Source organism: Pedobacter jamesrossensis (genome assembly GCF_042650905.1).
GTDB lineage: Bacteria > Bacteroidota > Bacteroidia > Sphingobacteriales > Sphingobacteriaceae > Pedobacter > Pedobacter jamesrossensis.
Window position 1 is genome coordinate 1 of sequence record NZ_JBHSBY010000008.1, and the last position, 22,202, is coordinate 22,202.

23 protein-coding genes and 1 tRNA gene are annotated in these 22,202 nt (G+C 35.4%); 11 read left to right on the top strand and 13 right to left on the bottom strand.

Going from position 1 to position 22,202, the window contains the following annotated elements; genetic code table 11:
* Positions 1–131 precede the first annotated feature (131 nt).
* From ACFOUY_RS01050 to ACFOUY_RS01085, 8 genes are all read right to left on the bottom strand, one after another.
* Positions 132–809 (bottom strand): Rossmann-fold NAD(P)-binding domain-containing protein, encoded by a 678-nt coding sequence (locus ACFOUY_RS01050; protein WP_378958585.1) that lies wholly within the window; start codon positions 807–809, stop codon positions 132–134.
* 35 nt (positions 810–844) lie between these two features.
* Positions 845–1,399, bottom strand: a complete 555-nt coding sequence (locus ACFOUY_RS01055; protein WP_378958586.1) for a hypothetical protein — start codon at positions 1,397–1,399, stop codon at positions 845–847.
* Between the two features lie 29 nt (positions 1,400–1,428).
* The gene (locus ACFOUY_RS01060; RefSeq protein ID WP_378958587.1) at positions 1,429–3,009 is read right to left on the bottom strand and encodes an IS1634 family transposase; all 1,581 of its coding nucleotides are present in this window, start codon (positions 3,007–3,009) and stop codon (positions 1,429–1,431) included.
* A 54-nt stretch (positions 3,010–3,063) separates the two neighbouring features.
* On the bottom strand, positions 3,064–3,306 hold the full coding sequence (locus ACFOUY_RS01065; protein ID WP_378958588.1) for a hypothetical protein: 243 nt from the start codon (positions 3,304–3,306) through the stop codon (positions 3,064–3,066).
* A gap of 145 nt (positions 3,307–3,451) precedes the next feature.
* On the bottom strand, positions 3,452–5,584 hold the full coding sequence (locus tag ACFOUY_RS01070; RefSeq protein WP_378958589.1) for a S9 family peptidase: 2,133 nt from the start codon (positions 5,582–5,584) through the stop codon (positions 3,452–3,454).
* A gap of 134 nt (positions 5,585–5,718) precedes the next feature.
* Positions 5,719–5,803, bottom strand: a tRNA-Ser gene (locus ACFOUY_RS01075).
* A gap of 81 nt (positions 5,804–5,884) precedes the next feature.
* Positions 5,885–7,315 (bottom strand): pyruvate kinase, encoded by a 1,431-nt coding sequence (gene pyk / locus ACFOUY_RS01080; RefSeq protein ID WP_378958590.1) that lies wholly within the window; start codon positions 7,313–7,315, stop codon positions 5,885–5,887.
* Positions 7,316–7,461: 146 nt separating this feature from the next.
* On the bottom strand, positions 7,462–7,881 hold the full coding sequence (locus ACFOUY_RS01085; RefSeq protein ID WP_378958591.1) for an IPExxxVDY family protein: 420 nt from the start codon (positions 7,879–7,881) through the stop codon (positions 7,462–7,464).
* A gap of 157 nt (positions 7,882–8,038) precedes the next feature.
* Between ACFOUY_RS01085 and ACFOUY_RS01090 the strand changes: the two genes are divergently transcribed.
* From ACFOUY_RS01090 to rnc, 3 genes are all read left to right on the top strand, one after another.
* A complete protein-coding gene (locus ACFOUY_RS01090; RefSeq protein WP_008508386.1) occupies positions 8,039–8,275 on the top strand; it encodes an acyl carrier protein in 237 nt (78 codons plus the stop codon).
* A 21-nt stretch (positions 8,276–8,296) separates the two neighbouring features.
* A complete protein-coding gene (gene fabF / locus ACFOUY_RS01095) occupies positions 8,297–9,550 on the top strand; it encodes a beta-ketoacyl-ACP synthase II (protein WP_378958592.1) in 1,254 nt (417 codons plus the stop codon).
* A gap of 95 nt (positions 9,551–9,645) precedes the next feature.
* On the top strand, positions 9,646–10,374 hold the full coding sequence (gene rnc / locus ACFOUY_RS01100) for a ribonuclease III (RefSeq protein ID WP_378958593.1): 729 nt from the start codon (positions 9,646–9,648) through the stop codon (positions 10,372–10,374).
* 31 nt (positions 10,375–10,405) lie between these two features.
* Here rnc and ACFOUY_RS01105 read toward each other — a convergent pair whose 3' ends face one another.
* A complete protein-coding gene (locus ACFOUY_RS01105) occupies positions 10,406–11,119 on the bottom strand; it encodes a hypothetical protein (protein ID WP_378958594.1) in 714 nt (237 codons plus the stop codon).
* Positions 11,120–11,447: 328 nt separating this feature from the next.
* Here ACFOUY_RS01105 and ACFOUY_RS01110 point away from each other — a divergent pair, with 328 nt between their 5' ends.
* From ACFOUY_RS01110 to nadD, 4 genes are all read left to right on the top strand, one after another.
* Entirely contained in the window at positions 11,448–12,311 is an 864-nt protein-coding gene (locus ACFOUY_RS01110; RefSeq protein WP_378958595.1) for a YicC/YloC family endoribonuclease, read from the top strand.
* Between the two features lie 69 nt (positions 12,312–12,380).
* Positions 12,381–12,950 (top strand): guanylate kinase, encoded by a 570-nt coding sequence (gmk, locus tag ACFOUY_RS01115; protein WP_378958596.1) that lies wholly within the window; start codon positions 12,381–12,383, stop codon positions 12,948–12,950.
* 64 nt (positions 12,951–13,014) lie between these two features.
* A complete protein-coding gene (locus ACFOUY_RS01120) occupies positions 13,015–13,227 on the top strand; it encodes a four helix bundle protein (RefSeq protein WP_378958597.1) in 213 nt (70 codons plus the stop codon).
* Between the two features lie 56 nt (positions 13,228–13,283).
* Positions 13,284–13,877, top strand: coding sequence for a nicotinate (nicotinamide) nucleotide adenylyltransferase (gene nadD / locus ACFOUY_RS01125; RefSeq protein ID WP_378958598.1), 594 nt, complete (start codon positions 13,284–13,286; stop codon positions 13,875–13,877).
* Between the two features lie 78 nt (positions 13,878–13,955).
* Here nadD and ACFOUY_RS01130 read toward each other — a convergent pair whose 3' ends face one another.
* Positions 13,956–14,657: an SAM-dependent methyltransferase gene (locus tag ACFOUY_RS01130; RefSeq protein WP_378958599.1), complete on the bottom strand. Its 702-nt coding sequence runs from the start codon at positions 14,655–14,657 to the stop codon at positions 13,956–13,958.
* 280 nt (positions 14,658–14,937) lie between these two features.
* Here ACFOUY_RS01130 and ACFOUY_RS01135 point away from each other — a divergent pair, with 280 nt between their 5' ends.
* The gene (locus tag ACFOUY_RS01135; protein ID WP_378958600.1) at positions 14,938–16,431 is read left to right on the top strand and encodes a DUF6600 domain-containing protein; all 1,494 of its coding nucleotides are present in this window, start codon (positions 14,938–14,940) and stop codon (positions 16,429–16,431) included.
* A gap of 42 nt (positions 16,432–16,473) precedes the next feature.
* Here ACFOUY_RS01135 and ACFOUY_RS01140 read toward each other — a convergent pair whose 3' ends face one another.
* A complete protein-coding gene (locus ACFOUY_RS01140) occupies positions 16,474–17,103 on the bottom strand; it encodes an HAD family hydrolase (protein WP_378958601.1) in 630 nt (209 codons plus the stop codon).
* Between the two features lie 82 nt (positions 17,104–17,185).
* On the opposite strand from ACFOUY_RS01140, the gene ACFOUY_RS01145 reads away from it, so the two are divergent.
* The 3 genes from ACFOUY_RS01145 (at position 17,186) to ACFOUY_RS01155 (ending at position 19,945) form a co-directional block, all read left to right on the top strand.
* A complete protein-coding gene (locus ACFOUY_RS01145; protein WP_378958602.1) occupies positions 17,186–17,413 on the top strand; it encodes a YtxH domain-containing protein in 228 nt (75 codons plus the stop codon).
* 62 nt (positions 17,414–17,475) lie between these two features.
* Positions 17,476–18,876: an MBL fold metallo-hydrolase RNA specificity domain-containing protein gene (locus ACFOUY_RS01150; RefSeq protein ID WP_378958603.1), complete on the top strand. Its 1,401-nt coding sequence runs from the start codon at positions 17,476–17,478 to the stop codon at positions 18,874–18,876.
* A 322-nt stretch (positions 18,877–19,198) separates the two neighbouring features.
* The gene (locus tag ACFOUY_RS01155; RefSeq protein ID WP_378958604.1) at positions 19,199–19,945 is read left to right on the top strand and encodes a class I SAM-dependent methyltransferase; all 747 of its coding nucleotides are present in this window, start codon (positions 19,199–19,201) and stop codon (positions 19,943–19,945) included.
* A 91-nt stretch (positions 19,946–20,036) separates the two neighbouring features.
* Here the strand turns inward: ACFOUY_RS01155 and ACFOUY_RS01160 are convergent, their stop codons facing one another.
* Complete coding sequence (locus ACFOUY_RS01160; protein WP_378958605.1) at positions 20,037–21,191, bottom strand: M28 family metallopeptidase; 1,155 nt, start codon at positions 21,189–21,191, stop codon at positions 20,037–20,039.
* Between the two features lie 90 nt (positions 21,192–21,281).
* Complete coding sequence (locus ACFOUY_RS01165; protein ID WP_378958606.1) at positions 21,282–22,199, bottom strand: DUF6607 family protein; 918 nt, start codon at positions 22,197–22,199, stop codon at positions 21,282–21,284.
* Positions 22,200–22,202 lie beyond the last annotated feature (3 nt).

Here is a 22,202-nt window from a genome sequence, read left to right on the forward strand (position 1 = left end):
AAATATCAAATAACGTAAAAAAAAGAAAGCGGATGAAGAGTTCAGCACTCATTCATCCGCTTTGCAAAAACAGACTATTTTAAGTCCACTTTTTCAGTGCCCTCGGTTACGGCAGGCCTTTTTTAACTTTTTTATGTTGGCTCGTTAGCCAATTCAATAATATCTTTTCCCTCTAAAACTTTTCGCTTGTTATTATGGCTTAGCGAATTAATCATTGCATCTCCTAGTTCTAACATAGTGCAGAAGCCGTCAGCTGAAATCATGCGGCCAATAGGAAATAGCCAGTTGATGTATTTGTAAAATTTATGAGCGAATTTTTGATTTTCAACTGGTTTAATAAAGCCTGGTCTGAAATTAAATACTTGCTCAAATGGTAATTTCATTAAATCATTTTCGGTTTTTCCTTTAACTTTTTGCCAATTTAATCTACCCTCGGGGTTGGTGCCACTCCCAGAAACGTAGCAAAAAGTCATATCCTTGTTTAGTTTACTTAATGTTTCTGCAATATGAATAGTTAAGGTATAAGTCATTTTGTAGTAAGTTTCTTTGCTTGCGCCAACTGATGTAATACCAAGGCAAAAGAAGCATGCGTTATAGCCTAGTAATTGATTTTCGATGGGCGTAAAATCAAAAAAATCTTGATGGATAATTTCTTTTAATTTTGGATGTGCATAGCCACAGGGTTTACGGTTAATTACCAAAACCGAATCAATTTCTGAACTATCCAAGCATCTGATTAAAACACCTTCACCAACCATTCCGGTTGTTCCGGTAATAATTACATTATTCTTATCTCTTGGTTTCCCCATAAATTCTAATTATTACAAATCAATAACGACTAAAGTTAGTCTTTGTTTGGCTTAATAAACTCAACATAATTCTTCTTTATGTACATCAGTATTTGATAATCATTCATTTTTCGAATTTCAGTAGCAGATGGCCTGTATATTCGGATAAAATTTTGTAAGGAATCGCCTTCAAGCTTTGTAATTGATGCTATTTTTTCGGCATCGAAACGATGATTAACATAGTTCATTTCTTCATCCCTTAATTGTACTTTCTGTAATTTAGATATTGATGATTTATTTTTTGTGAGCAAGCCAATTGTTTTTAAAATATCGAAACTTACAATAGAAGAAGTAGAGTTAGATACTAAATTATAGCCAACGGTTGGATAGCGCCAACCTTTTTCTACAACCATGTCTTTAATTGTTGGTGCTTTGAAAGCAAAAACGTTTGCATAATCCTTTCTCATTTTTAGCGAATCGTTAAGATAGTCACGTTTAGATAGAATTAGAACATCATTCAAATTTATAGCAGATGGTTTGAGGTAAATTGTAATGTCTTTGAAATTATTATTTAAATTAATTTCATAATCCTCATAGCCGAGTTTCTTCACTTTAACTATTTCCTGACTTCGTCAATGCGTCACCCAAATTGAGATTTCCAAAAATTATCTGAGAACAAAGGCTCGATTAGTTTCTGTCTTTCTGTAATTATCATTGTTTTGCTAATGGTTTTTCCACTTTGTGGTAATTTTATTCGTATCGTAGTAACTGTCTTTGCAATATCTAGGGCCTTATCCGCACTGATCTTATACTGCTTCTCCTTTAAAACACGTTCCAGTTCTTTGTATATCTTATAGGCAATGAAACAAATGCATACATGAGCTTCTATTCGTTTAGGAGTGAAATGGAACATAGGTCTCATTTCAACTGTACCCTTGGTAATTCTAAAAGCTCTTTCAACCTGCCATAAACTACTATATTGATCGTAAACCTCTGCTGCAGGCAGGTCGGTATTGGTAATATAGCCTTTCAGGCCATCCCATTTTGCATCCTCTTCTACGCTGCTTTTGTCTATGGTGACCTGTACATCTTTTGATATTATCAAAAACTTGTTATAGCCACGCTTATTTATGTTTTCCTTAGAAATGGTGCCTGTCTTAAAGGCTTTCTCTAGTCGGCCAATTCCCTTGATACGGTTATAAGCATCTTTTTTAGCCCGCTTTTCAGAGTAGCCTACTATCAATCTGCCGTGTGCAACCGTAGTTTCATTATAAACACCCTCAATCTTCTCTTGTGAAAGCAACCATTCCTGCTGTGTTTTGCTTGCATTTTTGATGCGTGCACCTATGATATACTTGTATCCCTGGGCTTTGAGAAAATCGATATTCTTTTTGTTGATTAAACCCGAATCGGCGACCAGCACAAAGTCGTTTAGTTTAAAACGCATAACAAAATCATCTACAATCGGTATCATAGTGCGGCCCTCGTATTGGGAACCATTAAACATTGAATACGATAAGGGATAGCCATCTTTACTCACTAACAGGCCTAATACTATTTGAGGTTGACTGTGCTTGCCATCTTTGGAAAATCCAGGTTCCCTGAAACCATCCCCATAATCCGACTCGAAATAAAGGGTGGTTACATCATAGAACATCAGGCCAATCCTGCCTCCCAAGATCTTTCTGGTATGTTCGACACTTATTTTTTGAATGGCCTCCTGTTGCGTGCTATACAGCTTGTCCATATACCGATAAATTTTATTCAAATGGACATCTTCGTCAAAATGGGATTTTAGGTATTCAATGGTAGCAGACTTACTCATGGGCTGGGCTAACCTGGAAATGACCAGTTGCCTGAGTATATAATCGTCTATCGCATCATATCCAATCGAATCATATACTTTATTCAACAGTAGTTGACTGCCGTTGTGGAGGATATTCTCAATATTGGAAAGCAGCGAATCTGTAACGTTCAATTCCTCGATCTCTTGAGTTCTTTGGTTGAATAAGTCTGCTCCCTTCACTTGGGTATTGCACCAAACCTTACCTTCCTGATAAAAACGTTCAATCTCGGCTTCGTCCTTAGATACACCAATTGTCTTGAGTTCCTTAAATTTACCCTGCACCTTAGCAGCTACAACAACACTGGTACTGCCAGAACGATTCTTTTTCTTGCGAACAAACATCCATAAAGATAGTTTTAAATCGACTTGCGTCACCCAATTTGGTGATGCAAATTATGTAAAACCAAGAAAATCAATGATTTGAAAAAATTATTCAAAAACAGTGATGAAGTCAGGATAGCCGAGTTTCTTCACTTTAACTATTTCTAGTAATGGATTTTTCTGAAATGAAAATTTTCCGTTTATGGTTGTAATAATGGTTTGCGAACCATAAGTTACAATTGCGGTTTCTACAGGTAATTTTGATGAAGAATCTAATAATTGTCCGTTAATTTTTTGGGCATATAATTTGCCAGATAAGATGATTAGCGAAAGGATGGTAAGGAGCTTCATGTTTAGATTATTATCTTACTAAAATAGGACTTAAGTGTTTGATTGGTAGAACTTTAACAATTGTTAACATTTAGCATGAAAAAGCCTTAAAACAAAAAAGTCTCAGTTTCTTTTAAAACTGAGACTTTTTTAAATTAGCTGGAAATTACCTTAGTGTTGGCGCTCCCATTTTATAGTCATAAGGAGGGGTAGCGCCTAATAAATTTTGCACAAAATAATCCCATCTTCTTCGCATCATATATGGTGAGTAAGCGCCGTATCCATGAGCACTGTTAGGAAAAATCACCAAATCAAAAGATTTATTTGCTTTCTCCAAAGCCTCGACAACTAGTAATGTGTTATACGGAGGAACATTATCGTCCATCATACCGTGTACCAACATTAATTTACCTTTTAAGTTTTTAGCGTAATTTTGATTTGCCTGCGCTTCATAATCCGAATTTTCAACTAACCCATTGTAGCGCTCGCCCCAGTCATCTTCATAATTTCTGTTATCGTGGTTGCCCGATTCCGAAATGCCAACTTTGAAGAAATCAGGATAGCGGAACATTGCTGTTGCGGTTGCAAAGCCGCCGCCGGAATGGCCCCATATACCAACTCTTGTTGTATCAATTGGGTATTTAGCGGAAAGTTGCTTAATTGCAGTTATTTGATCGGGCAATGTGTTTTCTGCCATGTTTCCATAGCTCATGTCGTGAAAACTTTTTGATCGGTCAGGGTTACTTGTACCTTCCATAACAACAACAATAAAACCCAGTTCTGCTAATGCCTGATTATCGCCCCGAGATGCGGCAAAAGACCAGCTACCAACACTTCCACCCTGTGGGCCAGGGTAAATATAATCGATAACCGGATATTTTTTATCAGCCTCCATTTTATTTGGCGTAAATACTAAACCGTAAATGTCAGTTTTTCCATCATGTGCCTTAACTGTCACTGGGGTTGGTGCTTTCCAGCCAGTTGCTGATAATTTAGAAACATCGGTTTTTTCAATAGTTGTTATCAATTTACCATTTAAATCGCGGAGAACACTTATAGTTGGTACATCTGGTTGCGAATAATTATCAATAAAATATTTCGAAGATGGAGAAATCGTAACAATATGGTTTCCTTCTTCGGGCGTTAAATCTATAAGATTTTTACCGTTAAAGCCAATTTTGAAAAAATGCCCAAAATAGGGGTTTTTAATATCTTTGCCATTTGCAATAAAGTAAATTGTCCTTGTTTTCTCATCAACCTTTAATACTCGCGTTACTACCCAGTTGCCTTTGGTAATTTGATTTTTTACCTTTCCGTTTGTAGAATCATAAAGATAAAGATGCCCCCAGTCATCTCGTTCAGAATACCATATAATTTCTTTTGATGAAGGTAAGTATCGCCAGTTAATTGCACCTTGACCAGATTCGTATTGAGTTTTTACTGTTTCTTCAAAAACTTCGCGTACCTCACCAGTTTCTGCATTCGCAATGCGAAATTTTTCTTGCTTATGATCGCGAGATGTGGATACAAATGCCACTTCCGAGCCATCAGCTTTCCAATCAATATCATCAAAAGTTCCGCTACTCGAGATATCATCGCTTAGTGTAGCACGGTGCGGATCTGCCGGGATATTTAATGAAACTACTTTTGGGTTTTCAACATCAATAATTACTCTTCTAATGGTTGCAATCTCTTTATCACCTGGCAATGGATATTTCCAGGCACTAAGTTTCGGCGAACCCACATTGGTACTAACCAGATACATATCTTTCGAATTTCGTTGGTCTTGCTGAAAAGTTGCAATTTTTTTTGAATCTGGAGACCATCTTAAAATAGCGCCATCACTGTGTTTCCAGCCCGCATTATCTGTCGCATAGCCATAATCTTTTACGCCATCTGTTGTTAATTGTGTAAGCTTGCCACTGGCAACATCTTTAACGTAAAGGTTGTAATCTTTAATCAAGATTGATTTCTTGCCATCTGGAGATAAAACCTCTCCTCTGTTAGCTCTTCTTCCACCTTGCGCTGAACTATTTTTGTATTCTGTTGTAAGCGTTTTTGTTTTCTTTATCGCATCAATAAGAAATGTTTGCTCACCATTTTCTGTTTTTGTAGTATACCAGAATTTATCAGCATCAATCCAATTTGGCTGGGAGAAAGTATGGTCGATATACTTTGAGGTATTATAACTCATAAAACTTTCAGCATGTTCATAATCTTTAGCTGTAAGCATTTTTTGTTGAGCATTTGTAGTAACTGCCAAAGTACAAGCCACTATGCTTAGCCAATATCTATTCATAATTTGTTAGTTAATCTTATCTGTAAAAATAATACTGTTTTAGGATTTGAAATTTATTTATCAATAATAATACAAATGAGTTACTTTGAATTATGTGGGAAGTTTACTTAGAAGACAGTTAGATATAATAGAAGCGGAGAGGGCGGGATTCGAACCCGCGGTACCTTGCAGTACACACGCTTTCCAAGCGTGCTCAATCGACCACTCTGACACCTCTCCTTGGGTTACAAAAGTATAATTTTTAATCATAAAAAAAGCCTGAGTGAAGCTCAGGCTTTTAAAGCTATATGCTCTCAGAAATTAATCTATAACCGTAATTTTTAACATGTTGGTTTTACCTTTTGCCTCCATTGGGATAGCAGCAGTATTGATAATGATATCACCTGATTTAACCAGTTTTTTACTTTTTAAGATTTCATTAACTTGAATTATTGTACTATCAGTGCTATCAAATTTATCATAGTAAAAACCTCTAACGCCCCAAAGTAAGCTCACAGCATTTAATAATGCCCTATTGCTGGTAAAAATAAAGGTTAAAGCTTCTGGTCTATGACTCGAAATTTCGAATGCAGTGTAACCACTCAAAGTCATAGAAACAATACCAATAGCGTTTGTTTGTTTAGCTAAGAAACAAGCAGAATCACAAATTGCATCACTTAAGAAAGATGGAGATTTTGGTTTTAAAAACTTATCAGGATTGAATGGATAGTTGTTATCTTCAATATTTTGAATAATTTTTTGCATCGTTTCAATAACGATTAATGGAAACTCGCCTACAGAGGTTTCTCCACTTAACATTACCGCATCTGCACCATCTAATACCGAATTTGCAACATCATTTACCTCTGCACGAGTTGGGCGAGGGGTAGTTATCATACTCTCTAGCATTTGAGTTGCAACAATTACAGGCTTAGAAGCTGCTCTACATTTAGCAACAATCATTTTTTGTAACAATGGAACTTCTTCCATCGGACATTCAACCCCTAAATCGCCACGAGCAACCATAATACCATCAGCTACAGCGATAATTTCATCGATGTTAGCAATAGCCTCAGGTTTTTCTATTTTCGCAATCACACGTGCAGTTTTACCACGCTCGGCAATTATTTGTTTAAGTTCGATAATATCTTCAGCCTTACGTACAAAAGATAACCCTATCCATTCAACATCGTTTTTAAGAACAAATTCTAAATTTTCTCTATCCTCTGGAGTTAAAGATGGAATAGAAACTTTAGTGTTTGGAAGATTTACACCTTTTCTGGAAGTTAAGATACCGCCATGAACGATTTCGCAAAGTACTTCATCTTTTAAGTTAGTCGAAATAACTTTCATTTGAAGTTTTCCATCGTCTAATAAGATAATTTCACCAGCTTGTACATCTTGAGGGAAACTTTGGTAAGTGATATAAATACGTTCTTCATTACCTACGCACTCATTGGTTGTAATTACTGTTGTTTTACCATTAATAAGGTTTATTCCGCCTTCTTTTACTAAACCTATGCGAATTTTTGGTCCTTGCAAATCGGCAAGAATACCAACGTTATAATCGTATTTTTTGTTCAAATCACGAATGGTATCTAAAACCGCTTGGTGATCTGCTTGAGAACCGTGAGAGAAATTTAAACGGCAAACATCTAAACCTGCATTAAACATGCTATATAATATTTCTGGTTTAGCTGAGGCTGGGCCGAGTGTGGCAACAATTTTTGTTCTAGAATGAAAAGGTTTCATTTAATGTTCGTTTTAGCAATGTAGTTTCTATTTGTAATTAATTATCTAAATTAATTAAACCACATTAAATTTTATATATTTTTTGTTTTGTTCAGTTTTTTATAACCCTCAAATATAGTGTATTTAATACACCAAGTATATAATTTTTATATTACCAAATTTTCTTTTGATTTAAGTTTGGTTGGGTCTATTTTTGCAGCTACTTGGATATCAGGTAGTTTGTTTAATCCGCTGATTAAATAATCCAGATCTTCTTTATCTATAAATTCTTTAATAATGATGAAAAAATCTACATTATTCATTTCAGGAACGAGTACGCCATCGCTACTTTTGTTACTAATGAGGTAATATTCTACCTCACCTTGCTCTACAAAAAAGTAATATTTGGAGAAAAACCATGCTGGTTCATCAATGTTAAAAAATATTTCGTGATCTTCTACTTTTTCAAAATGTGTATTTAAACGGGTGTTAATTTTATGGCACAGCACATAGTCTTTAAGTGGTGCTGTTACCGCAATTAGTATAAAATCAAGGTCTAATGTTAATTTTAGATAAGTTCTGTTCAAGAGGAAATAAATTATTTACAGAACGAAATTAAAAAACTAATTCTATATTCGCTTGTTATTTGAGAGCCAAAAATAAGGTTCTAAATAAAAACATTTGAAAATTGTAAGAATTTATTTTTCTTTGCACAGAATTATTTAACCATTAAATTATAAAATTATGTCTGATATTGCTTCAAGAGTTAAGGCTATTATCGTAGAAAAACTAGGTGTTGACGAAAGCGAAGTTACGCCAGAGGCTTCATTCACCAACGATTTGGGTGCAGATTCTTTAGATACCGTAGAATTGATTATGGAATTTGAAAAAGAATTTAATGTAGCTATTCCTGATGATCAGGCTGAAACCATCGGTACAGTTGGTCAAGCAATCGCTTATTTGGAAAAAAACGTTAAATAGAGTTACGCTTTTTCAGTATAAATGGAATTAAAAAGAGTAGTAGTAACAGGGTTGGGTGCGCTCACTCCTATAGGCAATAATGTTCCCGATTTTTGGGAAGGATTGACTAACGGGGTGAGTGGCGCTGCTCCTATTAAAGGTTTTGATACTGAAAAGTTCAAAACTAAATTCGCTTGCGAGGTAAAAAACTTTAATCCGGAAGATTTTCTGGAGAAAAAGGAAGCTCGTAAATTAGATCCGTTTGTACAATATGCTCTTGTAGCTACAGATGAGGCTGTGAAGGATGGTGGTTTTGATTTCGAGAAATTAGATACCAACCGAATTGGCGTTATCTGGGGTGCAGGCATAGGTGGATTGAAAACTTTTTTAGATGAAATTTCTAATTTTGCTAAAGGAGATGGTACGCCAAGATACAATCCATTTTTTATTCCTAAAATGATTATTGATATCGCTCCAGGGCATATCTCTATCAAGTATGGCTTACGCGGGCCAAATTTTGCAACTGTTTCGGCATGTGCTTCTTCTACAAACGCAATGATTGATGCGTTTAACTATATCCGTTTAGGTATGGCAGATGTGATTATCAGTGGGGGTTCTGAGGCAATTATTAACGAAGCGGGTATGGGTGGTTTTAATGCCATGCATGCATTATCTACGCGTAATGATGATCCGGCTACAGCTTCCCGTCCTTTTGATAAAGACCGTGATGGTTTTGTGGCTGGTGAGGGTGCAGGAACTATTATCTTAGAAGAACTTGAACACGCAAAAGCAAGAGGTGCAAAAATTTATGCAGAGCTTGTTGGTGGCGGAATGAGTGCGGATGCAAATCACATTACAGCTCCGCATCCAGAAGGGTTAGGTGCTAGAATGGTAATGACAAATGCATTAAAAGATGCAGGTTTAACAACCGCTTATATAGATTACATTAACGTTCACGGAACTTCTACACCGCTTGGTGATATTAGCGAAACGAAGGCTATTGGAACATTGTTTGGAGAAGATGCTTACCGTTTAAACATTAGCTCTACCAAATCGATGACTGGCCACCTTTTAGGTGCAGCTGGTGCTGTTGAAGCGATTGCTGCAATTTTAGCTGTTAAAAATGATATTGTTCCTCCAACAATTAATCATTTTACAGATGATCCTGCATTTGATCCAAAACTCAATTTTACATTTAACAAAGCTCAGAAACGTACCGTTAGAGCAGCGTTAAGTAATACTTTTGGTTTCGGTGGTCACAACGCCTCAGTAATTTTCAAAAAATACGAAGATTAATTAAACTGCGTCTTGCTATATAATTTTGTATGCTAATTAAAAATGGATAACTTAGTTAAATATGCTAATTAGCCGTTAATTGTGTTATTTATTTAATGCCGATATTAAAATTATATAAACTTTATCTCTCTCCGGAAAAGGAGTTTGTTAAAAAGCTGAAAAATATTCTTGGTTTTGTTCCAGGAAACGTAACGCTATATAAAATGGCGTTCAGGCATCGTTCTGTGGCTAAAGTTTTAAAAAATGGAAGTCGTAGTAGCAATGAACGTTTAGAATTTTTAGGCGATGCCGTTTTAGGTTCTGTAATAGCCGAATTGCTTTTTAAACATTACCCATACAAAGAAGAAGGCTTTCTAACCGAAATGCGCTCCAAAATTGTAAATCGTGCTAACTTAAATCAGTTGGCTAAAAAGATGGGGTTTGATAAACTAATCCAATTCGACCAACGTTCGGTAAGTATTCAAACTAAGCATAATTCTATGCTTGGCGATGCTTTTGAAGCAATTATTGGTGCAATTTACATTGATAAAGGCTATAACTTTACCAAAGAATTTTTACTTCGTCGAATCGTTAAACCCCATATCGATATTCACACATTAGAACTTACAGAAACTAATTTCAAAAGTAAACTGATTGAATGGTGCCAGCGCCATGGTAAAGATATTATGTTCGAACTGATAGAAAACGGCGAAGGTGAAAGCAATAAGCTATTTACAATAAGTGCTGTTGTTGAAGGTGAAAAAGTGGGTACGGGTAGAGATTACAATAAGAAAAATGCAGAAAAACTTGCTGCAGAAAAGGCTTGTGAAACTTTAGCTATTTAGGCTAATTGTAAACTAAAAACTGCAAACTGAATTATTTTCCTTTTCCTAAGGTATCTGTAAATTTTTTAGACGATTCTTTAATGTATTTTATGTAATCGTAGCTATTCCAGTACTGTGCTTTTTGAAATTCAGGGCGGTAATCAACCATGTACTTTTCCAAAGTATCTCCACGTAATTCGGTGTTGTTTTTAATTATAGTTGGGTTAAAGTAAACATCTATCTGCGATTGCTTAATCTCGTTATCTGCGTATCTGCCAAACCTTCTGGCGTTTTTAGGGTCTCTGCCAATCAAATTGTATAAACCATTTAGTGGATTAAATATGGCAGATAAGACTGAAGACTTACCGCCATTATATACGCCTTTATTTTGAAACTCCTTCTTTATCTCGGCTAAGTCGCTTTTTTTTGTGCTACCAATAACCGTAACCTCATTTAGCATTGTGGTGCCACGAACGAGGTAAATAAGAATATCTTGATGTCCTGTAATTACAATTCTTTGGTCGTTCATATTGGCTTTATCTATTAAAAGCGTATCGCCAACAGATGCTCTAATTTGAAACATACCTAGGTCGTTGCTTGTAACACCAATTTTATTGCGAACGTTACTAATATTCGCAATTGCCACTCTCGCATTGGTGCCTTTTTCAAACACTACGCCTTTTACAATAAAATCTTGGGCACTAGCTGTGTAATAAGTGCTAATAATTGAAAAGATAAGTAGGAGAAATAGGTGTCGGACTTTCATCTTGCATTAGATATTTTCGTAAAATTAACAATTGTTAACCATGTAATCTGTTAAAAAAACGTTAATGCTTGTGTATTTGTTTGCAGCCAATCACTATTTATCTTATTAAATAAAGGGTTTTTGTAGTTTAAATGGGTTGGAAAGCTTGCCATAAGCGCTAATTTTTGTTGGGTAGCCCGATACATAATCCAAAAGATTGTAGCATTGACAGAACTGCATTGGCCTTTTGCTTTTCCATAAAATATTTTGGGCTTTAAGGAATAACAAAGGGTTTATGACAGGCTGAAAACTTTTCAAATTTTTCTTACCTTTGCGCATGATAAAATCCATGACAGGATACGGCTTAGCAACGGCCGATTATGCGAATGCAAAATATAGTGTCGAAATTAAATCGCTCAATAGTAAGTTTCTTGAACTTAATCTAAAATTTCCTAAAGCATTTTCTGATAAAGAGTTAATTCTGCGTAATGTATGTAGCAAAGATATTGAACGCGGAAAAGTTAGTTTGAGCATTACCGTAGAACGTACTTCTGGTGAGGTTACTGGCGCAACAATAAATACAGCTTTATTAGCTCATTATTACAATCAGCTTATTGCGGTTAATGATCAATTAAATGCAAACAGTAGTAATTTATTGCAAACAGCTTTAACTTTTCCTGAAGTTATCAGCTACAAGGAAGAAAGCGTAAGCGAAGATGAGTGGAATCAATTATATAAAATTTTTACAGGCGCTTTAATCAACTTCAACAAATTTAGAGAAGATGAAGGGGCTGTTTTAAAGGCTGATTTAGAGTTGAGAATTAAAAACATTCTGTCGTATTTCAAATCGGTTGAAGAACTTGAACCGAAAAGAATTTCTGCGATACGAGATAAATTTACCCAATTTTTAGATGATGCGGTTGGCAAGGTTAACATCGATCAGAATCGTTTTGAGCAAGAATTGATTTATTATATCGACAAAATTGATATTACTGAAGAAAAGACACGTTTAAAAAGCCATTGTGATTATTTCGTGCAAACCTTAACAAGCAAGGAAGCGAATGGAAAAAAACTTGGCTTTATTTCTCAGGAGATAGGAAGAGAAATAAATACGATGGGAGCAAAAGCAAATGATGCACAAATGCAGCAATTTGTTGTTGGAATGAAAGAAGAGTTAGAAAAAATAAAAGAACAGTTACTTAACGTATTATAAAAAAGCTTAAAGCTTAAAGACTAAAGACTAAAGCTTTGGACTTTCAGCTTAGGCTTTATGCTTATCGACATGAAACAAGGTAAATTAATCATATTTTCAGCACCATCTGGAGCTGGTAAAACTACAATAGTACATCACTTATTAACGAAGTTTCCTGAGCTGAGTTTTTCTATTTCTGCAACAACACGCGAATTAAGAGGGGCAGAGCAACACGAAAACGACTATTACTTCATCACAAAAGAAGAGTTTTTACATAAAGTTGCTCGCCAGGAATTTGTAGAGTTTGAAGAGGTTTATAATGGAACATTTTATGGAACGCTGCGCTCTGAAATTGAACGTATTTGGAATGATGGAAAGCAAGTTATTTTTGATATTGATGTTGAAGGCGGTATCCGTTTGAAAAGAAAATATGAAGAGGATGCTTTAGCGATATTTGTTCAACCACCATCTCTAGAGGTATTAAAAGAGCGTTTAAGCGGTCGCGGAACAGATAGTCCAGAGAAATTACAAGAACGTTTTATTAAGGCTGAAAAAGAACTTCTATACGCTGATAAGTTTGATGTGATTTTAAAAAATTACGATTTGGCTACCGCTTGTGCGGAAGCTGAAAAGTTAGTAGGCGATTTTTTGAAAAAGTAAAACAGTTTTCAGTTCGAAATTTTCAGTTAATAGTTTTGGGTGTGTATTAATAGCATTACGTTAAATGGGCGATTTTTCAGATCTTTTGGTATATAAAAAATCATTCGAATTAGCAATGGCTATCTTTGAAAATACAAAAACTTTACCAAATGAGGAAATGTACTCCTTAACCGATCAAATAAGACGTTCCTCAAAATCTACAAATATTTGCTTTGTAGAAGCTTACAGAAAGCTTAGATATAAGGCTCATTTTATAGCTTCATCATATGATGAATAATCCCGAAAAATATGGGTCTGTCTAGCCGTTTATTATTAGCATTTAGTAGCTGAAAAATGTCAATTGAAAACCGAACACTGAAAACAGGTCTTTTCTTTGGGTCATACAACCCAATACATACCGGGCATTTAATTATTGCAAATTATATGGCCAACCATACTGACTTAAACGAAGTTTGGTTGATTGTTTCTCCTCACAATCCACTTAAAGAAAAAAGTGGGTTGGGAAATATGTATGACAGGCTGGAAATGGCTAAGCTGGCAACAGAGCAAGCTGAAAACATCAGAGTTAGTGATATTGAATTTGGACTGCCACAGCCTTCTTATACAATCGATACACTTACTTATTTACATGAAAAATATCCTGGAAAAGAGTTTGTACTGATTATGGGGGCTGATAATTTATTTTCTTTAAAGAAATGGAAAAATTACGAAGTGCTTTTGAAAAACTATCAAATTTATGTTTATCCTCGTCCAGATGCTGATGTAAAAGATTGGAAAAACCATCCTTCAATAACTTTTACGGATACACCTTTAATGGAAATTTCATCAACATTTATCCGCAAAGCGATAAAAGAAAATAAAAATGTTCAGTTCTTCCTGCCGGATAAAGTTATCGACTTTATAGACGGGAAGGGGATGTATAAATAAAAGGGTAAAGAACAATGATTAAGGAACAATAGGAATTACTTCTAATCTTTGTTCATTTATCCTTGTTCCTTAATCCATTTAATATAATAAGAATATTGTAGGTTTTTTATGTAAATCTATTTCTTCTTTACGCCAAGCGTGAATACTCTGCGTTTTAATAAACTCTTCTGCTCCCGTTAAATTACTTGCGATGCAAAGTTGTGTATTAGGTTTACAGCTTTTTAAAACCTCCTCTAACATTTGATTATTGCGGAAGGGCGTTTCGATAAAAATCTGGGTTTGCTTGTAACGACTTGCTGATAAATCTAAATCTTTAATACGCTTGGTGCGTTGCTCTTTGTCAATTGGTAAATATCCCCAAAAGGCAAAACTTTGACCGTTAAAGCCTGAAGCCATTAAAGCTAAAAGGATAGAACTTGGACCAACTAATGGAACTACTTTAATATTTCGTTTATGTGCTTCGGCAACAATATCAGCACCAGGATCTGCAATGCCCGGGCAACCTGCTTCACTCATTAAGCCAACGTCTTTACCTGCTTTAAGTTCAGTAAAAAACTGAGCTAAATCGGTTCTATTGTGTTTGCCATAATCGTGAACGATTAAATCTTTTTGTGGAGTTTTCAAACCCGCTTCTTTCAAAAATCTACGAGCAGTTTTGCTGTTTTCTACAATGTAGGTGTCAATTTGGTTAATCGTATCAACCAAATATGGTGTGAAGGTTTTGTGAGATACCTCTTCTGCCAGAGGTACAGGGATTAAGTATAAGGTGCCGTTTTGCATGCTACAAAAATACTTACAATAAATAGAATTTAAGTTCTAAAATTTACGAACTCTACAATATAATCTCTTTTGTAAACAGAGGTGTAGCAAATTTTATTTCTAATTGACTTAATTTCTGCACAATTATTTGAAGCGCAAAACGTTAAATATTAGTTAAATATGCCTCTCCATGCAATATTTGGCAGGAAATTAAAAAACTATGCTTGCATATTAAACCATAATTAATTTTGGTTCTCTAATTGATACACACATGTTAGGTTATTAAAATATAAACACACAAATGAAAACACTGAAAACTACGGCACTTGTGCTGGGGCTATTTGCGCTCCTTGCCGGAACCACAACCTTAGTCAGGGCACAGGGCTATGAAGAAAGCTACCAGGATGATGGTTATAATACTGGTAATGTTTCACTCCAAACTTTTTATGATGAGCTTTCTCCTTATGGAACTTGGATTCAAGATCCACAATATGGTTACGTTTGGCGCCCGGATGTAGATCAGGAAGATTTTCGTCCTTATTATACAAATGGCCGTTGGGCAATGACAGAATATGGTAATACTTGGGTTTCTAATTACGATTGGGGATGGGCGCCATTCCATTATGGCCGTTGGGTTGTTAACAATTACAGACAATGGATTTGGTTGCCTGATACAAACTGGGGACCAGCGTGGGTAGATTGGAGAAGTGGCGATGGTTATTATGGATGGGCACCAATGGCACCAAGTATCAATATTAATTTAAGTTTTGGTCGCCGTTATTCTGTACCCGAATTCTGTTGGAATTTTATTCCTCAGGCAAATATTTACATTAATGCTTTCCCTAGGTATAACTATGGCAGAAATAATGTTTACATCCGTAATACAACAATAATTAACAATACTTATGTTTATAACAGAAGAAGTTATTATGGTGGCCCGAGGATTGATGATATAAGAAGAGCTACTAATCGTAATGTAACTGTTTATAGATATTCTCAAAGTAATAGGCCAGGTGCAAGTAGAATCGATAACAGATCGGTTTCTATCTACAGACCAAGACCAGAGCGTGGCTCGATTGATAACCGAAATCCAGCGCCAAGAAAATTTGAACAAGGCAATGCCGGTTTCAATAGAAATGGAAGAGGTGATAACAGTTATAGCAATCGCGACCAAAGAGGTGGTAATAGCAATGACAACAGGGTTGGTAACAGACAATCAGTTGAACGTACACGTGATCAGGGAAATCGCGATCAGGAACGCATCCAGCAGATGCAACAGCGTAATCAGCAAGATCGCATGAGCCGTGACCAGCAAAATTCACAGCGTGATGTTCAATCTCAACAAATGCAACAACAACGTTCTCAGCAAGCCGATCAGCAGCGTCAGCAAATGCAACAAAGAAATGGGCAGGCACAACAACAGCGTTCTGCACAAATGGAACAGCAAAGGGCTCAGCGTGATCAGCAAATGCAACAACAACGCTCTCAGCAAGCCGATCAGCAACGTCAGCAAATGCAACAAAGAAATGAGCAGGCTCAACAACAGCGTTCTGCACAAACGGAACAGCAAAGGGCTCAGCGTGATCAGCAAATGCAACAACAACGCTCTCAGCAAGCCGATCAACAACGCCAGCAAATGCAGCAAAGAAATGAGCAGCAACAGCAACAACGTCAACAGAGAAGCGAACAACAACGACCTACAGAATCCAGACCGCAGGCGCAATCTCAACAACAAAGTCGTGGTGGAGAAAGAAGTAGTGAAAGCGGTAGGCCAGGTAGAGGAGGAAGACAATAATTTAAAAGTCCTGATGAAAATCGGGACTTTTTTTACACAATACTATTGCCCCGCAGCTTGGTGAAGATTACTCAAATCGCTACCACGAAAAGTTGTTTTTGCATGTGGATGAAGATTTTCTGGGTCTAAAAGAAAGGTTGATAAACCTAACTCTAGTCCAAATTTAATTTCCGATTCTGCATCATCACCAATAACCAGAATATCTTCCGGATTTAATTTGTGCTTTTCTATTAAAGTTTCAAAAGCATCCTTTTTATTTTGATTTGATGTGGTTACATCTACAACATAAACTTCTTCAAAATCATCAGCAATACCAAGCATTTTCACTTTCGTAGTTTGCTTACGAAGAAAGCCAGCTGTAACAATGAATTTTTTCCCTTTTAAGCTTTTTATGTAATGATAATCTTCTGATGGACTTAACGGTTTGGTAACTTCTCCAGTTACAAGATATTTTATTGCGTTATCAATTGCTGTTTGTTTAAAGCCATATTTAGTTGCCACTTTTTGAAAAGGTGTTCTTAGCATTTCTTTTTTAGCGCTCTGATATTCCTCTTCAGAAATGCCTAAATATTCGTTATCTAAAATGTTGTAAAGGCCACTCATTAATTGTTGCTCGTTAGGCTTCGTGAAATAAATGGTATTATCTAAATCGATAAAAAAAATACTTTTCATTTTGGATTGGTTTTTGTGTATTTAAAAAAAAATAAAAAACAGCGAGAGCTAATTTATGTTTAATATTTAAAGAACTACGATTATGACAAAGGAAACAAAAATTATAGTAGGTGTATTAGCCGGAGCGGCATTAGGTGCAACCATTGCATTAGCATTGTCTTCAGATTCTAGCAATGATGTTAAGGATAAATTATCAGATTGGTTTAGTGATTTGTTAGATACATCAAAAGAGAAATTATCTGATTTGGCTGGTAAAGCAGGCGGCGTTGCAGATAAAGTAAAAGATAAAATATCTGAAATAAAAGCATAAATAATTGGAGATGCCGGAAATATCCGGCATTTTTATTCAATTATAATTTCTAACCATTAAAAATGAAAATTGCTTTTCATGGTGCTGCCCGTACAGTTACTGGCAGTAAACACCTTATCACGCTCAAAAATAACACCCAAATATTATTAGACTGTGGTCTTTTTCAAGGCATGGGGCATATAACAGATAAACTAAACGGTTATTTTGGTTTCGATGCCAAAAAAGTAACCTACATGGTTTTGTCTCATGCACATATCGATCATTGTGGTTTGTTACCCAGACTTGTTGGCGAAGGCTTCAACGGCAAAATTTTCTGTACATCGGCAACCAGGGATTTAGCTCGAATTTTAATGATGGACTCGGCTAAAATACAAATGCAGGATGCAGAATTTTCTAACCGCCATTTGAAACCCGGCCAGGAAAAGGAAGAAGCTTTATATACAGAACAAGATGTAATAAAGGCAGTTAGTTTGATGAAAATTGTTGAATATGATGAAAATTTTGAAATCGAGCCTAATATTCATTTAAAGTTTACCGATGCCGGCCATATTCTTGGGAGTGCAGCAGTGCATTTAACTATAAATCAAGATCGTAAACCAACCAGAATTACTTTTAGTGGCGATGTTGGCAGATATGGCGATTTACTTTTAAAAAGTCCTCAGCAATTCAATCAAGCAGATTACATTCTAATGGAATCTACCTATGGCGATTCTCGACATAAAGATTTAGAGCCTATAGAGAATATGTTGTATGAGGTTATTAATAACACCTGCAATATTAAAAAAGGAAAAGTTATTATCCCTGCATTTAGCGTTGGGCGTACGCAAGAACTTTTATATGCATTAAACAGCTTAGAGTTAAAGCATAAATTGCCTGATGTTCGCTATTATGTAGATAGTCCATTATCATCAAAAGCAACAGAAATTTTAAGAAATCATCCTGAAGTTTACAATAATGGTGTAAAGGAAACATTAAAAATCGATAATGATATTTTTGGTTTTAAGGGACTACGTTTTGTAGAAACTGTAGAAGAATCTAAAGCTTTAAATGCTGATCCAAGGCCTTGCGTTATCATCTCGGCATCGGGAATGGCTGAGGCCGGACGAGTAAAACACCATATTAGAAATAATATCAGCAGCCAGAAAAATACAATATTAATGGTGGGCTATTGCGAACCATCATCATTAGGTGGGCGCTTAATTGCAGGACAAAAAGTTGTCGATATTTTTCATGATGATTATGAAGTAAAAGCCGAAGTTCGTTCAATTAAATCGATGAGCGCTCATGGCGATTACGAAGATTTATTACAGTTTTTATCAGGACAAGACCCTGAAAAAGTAAAACAATTATTTTTGGTTCATGGAGAATATGAAGTTCAACAGAATTTTGCTTTAAGATTGAAAGAACATGGTTTTAAACAGGTAATCATTCCAGAATATCACCAGGAATTTGAACTGGACTAATCAATCGGATTAAAAATCCGAAGATATTAAAGTCGGGAAAAAATTTCCCAACTAACGCAAGGTTTTTTGCCACAGATTAACAGATATAGAATTGTTTTAAATCGGTTAATGAGTCATTGAGAGGTACTAAGCAATCTCTCCAATTAGATTGTACCTTTGGAGCTTCATACTTCGCAATGATGATTTTTCCTTGAGATCAAGATTTATATTGATTTTCATGAAATAAATTATCGCTCAATATCGCGTAAAAAACTCAAGTATTTTTAAAGGAGATTTAATATTTGCAATAAACTATTTTGGCTTCTGAAATAAACCTTCTGCCTTGCAGCCCTCTACCTTTAAGCTTTATACTTTCGCCTTTCCTTATTATCTTTGCCTTATGGATGTTTTTGGGAAAGCCCTAACAGATTTTTATAAAAACGGCGAAGCCGATATCCTTTGGCTGCATAATTCTTACGATGAGCCAGAAGAAATGCCAGTCGATTTTTTCTATCGTGATGATGAAGAAATGCCTGTTTTGGAACTCCAGGCTTTACAAATGTGTACAGGTAAAGTTCTAGATATTGGTGCAGGTGTTGGTAGCCATGCCTTGCTTTTACAAGCCTTTAATATTGATGTAACTGCGATTGATATATCAGAAGCAGCTGTTCAGATTATGAGAAATCGGGGTGTAAAAAAGGCATTCGTTCAAGATATATTTTCTTATACAGAGAAATTCGATACCATTTTAATGTTAATGAATGGAATCGGTTTAACTGGCACCTTACCTGGATTTAAAGAATTTTTAATCAAGCTGAAATCTTTAGTTAATATAGAAGGCCAGGTTCTTTTTGATACTTCTGATATTGCTTATTTGTACGAAGATATGCCAAAACCTCAAAATCAATATTACGGCGAAGTTTCCTACCAATACGAATACAAAGGCGAAAAAGGAAACTGGTTTAATTGGTTGTACATAGATAGGAAAACAATTAAATTAATTGCCGAAGAAACTGGTTGGCAAAGCGAAATCGTTTTTGACGATGAAGAAGATCAATATTTAGTAAGATTAACATTAATCGCTTCTTAATTTAGGTAAAGAGTTTTTTAAATAATTAGATTTAATTTTTTATCATTTAATTCAGGAATGCATTTTTTTATAGAAATTGATCTTAAAAACATTATTGCACTATCCGTTTATTAAAAGAAACAATTAGCTTAAACAAATCATTATATTCTGTTAATGGCAAAGTTTCTGGTTTATCAAACACATCATGATATGCAGATATTCCGCCTTGCGTATAGAAAAAGAAGGCAGGAACTCCTTTTTCGGTAAAGAAATAATGATCGCTGTTTGCGGCTTTCCCTCGTGGGTTAATTTTTGATATTAATTTTTGTTCAGTATTAATTTCATTAAGCAATGCAAAAGCTTTGGGGTATAAACTTGCATTTACAACCGTCATTCCACTTTCGCCAGTTCCAACTAGATCGAGGTTAATCAGAAATTTAATTTTGTTTAAAGGAACCAATGGGTTTTCAGTAAAGTATCTCGAACCTAATAAGCCTGCTTCTTCTCCTGCGAAGCAAATAAAGCCAATTGAGTAAGGTTGAGGATTTTTAGAATAATACCTTGCCAAACTTAATAAAGTTGCTACTCCGGCAGCATTATCATTAGCGCCAGGAAAATAGGTTTCCGCACCCATTCCACCTAAATGGTCATAATGTGCCGTTATCATTAATATAGAATCCGGATATTTTGTTCCCTTTACAAATCCATAAATATTCGAGGCTTTAAAATCTGGAATTAACTTGCTCTCAATATCTACTCGAATGGTTTTTGGAATCTCTTTAACCGTTTTCTTGTTTAACTCAATCGTTGTTTTTTCTGAAGCTTCTGTTGCAACAGACCAGGTTAATTTGTCTTTTAATATAACTTCTAAATCAGGCGAAGCCTGAAATTTTGTGCTATCTATTTTAATTAAATCAGCTTTTTTATTTGTGGTCGGACTTTCATTATTTATGATGAAATCTTTGCCAGGGATGAGTTTCCTATCATTAATTTCGACTAACATTTTTCCGGGGAAAGTATTAACCGGAAAACTAAAATCTTGTTTGTAATTTCCGTTTATCGATAGTAAGCCAATTTTTTTATACTCTGTAGAAAGAAAATCAGCAGCTTTATTCATTCCCTCTTTTGTATAACCTCGTCCCCAAAAAAAGGTTGATGTTAGTTTGTTTATTGTTTTCCGAACATAGATAGAATCTTGGGCGAAAGTGTTCAATGAAGAAAGAAAGAGTATGAAGAAAACAATCCTTTTGGCTGATGAAGTTTGCATGGTTACAATTTGCAAATAATCGGAATGATTAAAAAAGAAAAGCCGAACAATTTTATTGATCGGCTTTAAAAAGTATATTGTCTTAAGTATTTACTTGGCAAGGTAAGGTTGCAAAGCAGTTTTAACTTTTTCTTTGTTTTGTGCTGCGGTCCATTTTTCTTTGATAGACTGATCACCAAGAGTGAAAAGAGTTTCGTAAAGTAATTTGCCATTGGCCATAGTTTTTACTTTAAAAGTATCGTTAGAACCAATTATATCAGCCCAAACATTACGAACATCTGCCCAATAATTTTGTTGATTATTCCACCATTTTTGAGCGTAAGCAAAAGTTTTCTGATCTATCTTGGTAAATTCTTCATAACCTTTTTCAATAGCTAATAATTTATCACCTTCTGGTGTGCGAAGCACTTTTTTATTATCTTGTTCAAACATCCAACCATTTTTAGTGATTGTAATTCTGCTTCCACGGGTTAAAACATTATAATCTTTGCGAACAGTAGATTCTCTCCTTGGAAGTGGTGAATCTGTTTCACTCGACCATGAATCGTGGCCGCCAACATGGCTCCAGGCTCCAATGCCTTGATAACGTGGACTATCATCTACCTGATAAACTTTTTGAGTCCATTTACCTTTAACATCGGTAGCGGTTAAGTTGCCTTTTTTCCAAGCATTATCTTGTGTGTAAAGCATAATGTTAGTGTCTTCATAAGTCCAATCCTGGCGCCAGTGCTTAATAACTGTTGTATCATTAATTGCTAGCATGTGTTGAATTACAATCCTATTGGGTTCATCAACAATAATTTCTGCCCATTCATTTCCATGACTTTCGTATGGTTTGCTGAATTTATAGCCTGGATTTGGAGAACTAACTTCGCCATAGTTAAAGTTAACTTCATAGAAACCTGCTAAGGATTTAATCGCTTTTCTGTCTTGCTCAAATTTGCCTTGAGCATGAGCGCTAACAGCAAAAAGTCCGGTTAGTACTAAAATTAGATTTAAAATTTTCATGTT

Coding starts and splice junctions, on each gene's coding strand:
- ACFOUY_RS01145 (WP_378958602.1), top strand. CDS start 17,186: ATGACAAAGGAAACAAAAATTATAGTAGGTGTATTAGCCGGAGCGGCA.
- ACFOUY_RS01110 (WP_378958595.1), top strand. CDS start 11,448: ATGACAGGATACGGCTTAGCAACGGCCGATTATGCGAATGCAAAATAT.
- ACFOUY_RS01140 (WP_378958601.1), bottom strand. CDS start 17,103: ATGAAAAGTATTTTTTTTATCGATTTAGATAATACCATTTATTTCACG.
- ACFOUY_RS01120 (WP_378958597.1), top strand. CDS start 13,015: ATGGGCGATTTTTCAGATCTTTTGGTATATAAAAAATCATTCGAATTA.
- ACFOUY_RS01135 (WP_378958600.1), top strand. CDS start 14,938: ATGAAAACACTGAAAACTACGGCACTTGTGCTGGGGCTATTTGCGCTC.
- ACFOUY_RS01090 (WP_008508386.1), top strand. CDS start 8,039: ATGTCTGATATTGCTTCAAGAGTTAAGGCTATTATCGTAGAAAAACTA.
- pyk (WP_378958590.1), bottom strand. CDS start 7,315: ATGAAACCTTTTCATTCTAGAACAAAAATTGTTGCCACACTCGGCCCA.
- rnc (WP_378958593.1), top strand. CDS start 9,646: ATGCCGATATTAAAATTATATAAACTTTATCTCTCTCCGGAAAAGGAG.
- gmk (WP_378958596.1), top strand. CDS start 12,381: ATGAAACAAGGTAAATTAATCATATTTTCAGCACCATCTGGAGCTGGT.
- nadD (WP_378958598.1), top strand. CDS start 13,284: ATGTCAATTGAAAACCGAACACTGAAAACAGGTCTTTTCTTTGGGTCA.
- ACFOUY_RS01165 (WP_378958606.1), bottom strand. CDS start 22,199: ATGAAAATTTTAAATCTAATTTTAGTACTAACCGGACTTTTTGCTGTT.
- ACFOUY_RS01160 (WP_378958605.1), bottom strand. CDS start 21,191: ATGCAAACTTCATCAGCCAAAAGGATTGTTTTCTTCATACTCTTTCTT.
- ACFOUY_RS01070 (WP_378958589.1), bottom strand. CDS start 5,584: ATGAATAGATATTGGCTAAGCATAGTGGCTTGTACTTTGGCAGTTACT.
- fabF (WP_378958592.1), top strand. CDS start 8,297: ATGGAATTAAAAAGAGTAGTAGTAACAGGGTTGGGTGCGCTCACTCCT.
- ACFOUY_RS01050 (WP_378958585.1), bottom strand. CDS start 809: ATGGGGAAACCAAGAGATAAGAATAATGTAATTATTACCGGAACAACC.
- ACFOUY_RS01150 (WP_378958603.1), top strand. CDS start 17,476: ATGAAAATTGCTTTTCATGGTGCTGCCCGTACAGTTACTGGCAGTAAA.
- ACFOUY_RS01130 (WP_378958599.1), bottom strand. CDS start 14,657: ATGCAAAACGGCACCTTATACTTAATCCCTGTACCTCTGGCAGAAGAG.
- ACFOUY_RS01105 (WP_378958594.1), bottom strand. CDS start 11,119: ATGAAAGTCCGACACCTATTTCTCCTACTTATCTTTTCAATTATTAGC.
- ACFOUY_RS01065 (WP_378958588.1), bottom strand. CDS start 3,306: ATGAAGCTCCTTACCATCCTTTCGCTAATCATCTTATCTGGCAAATTA.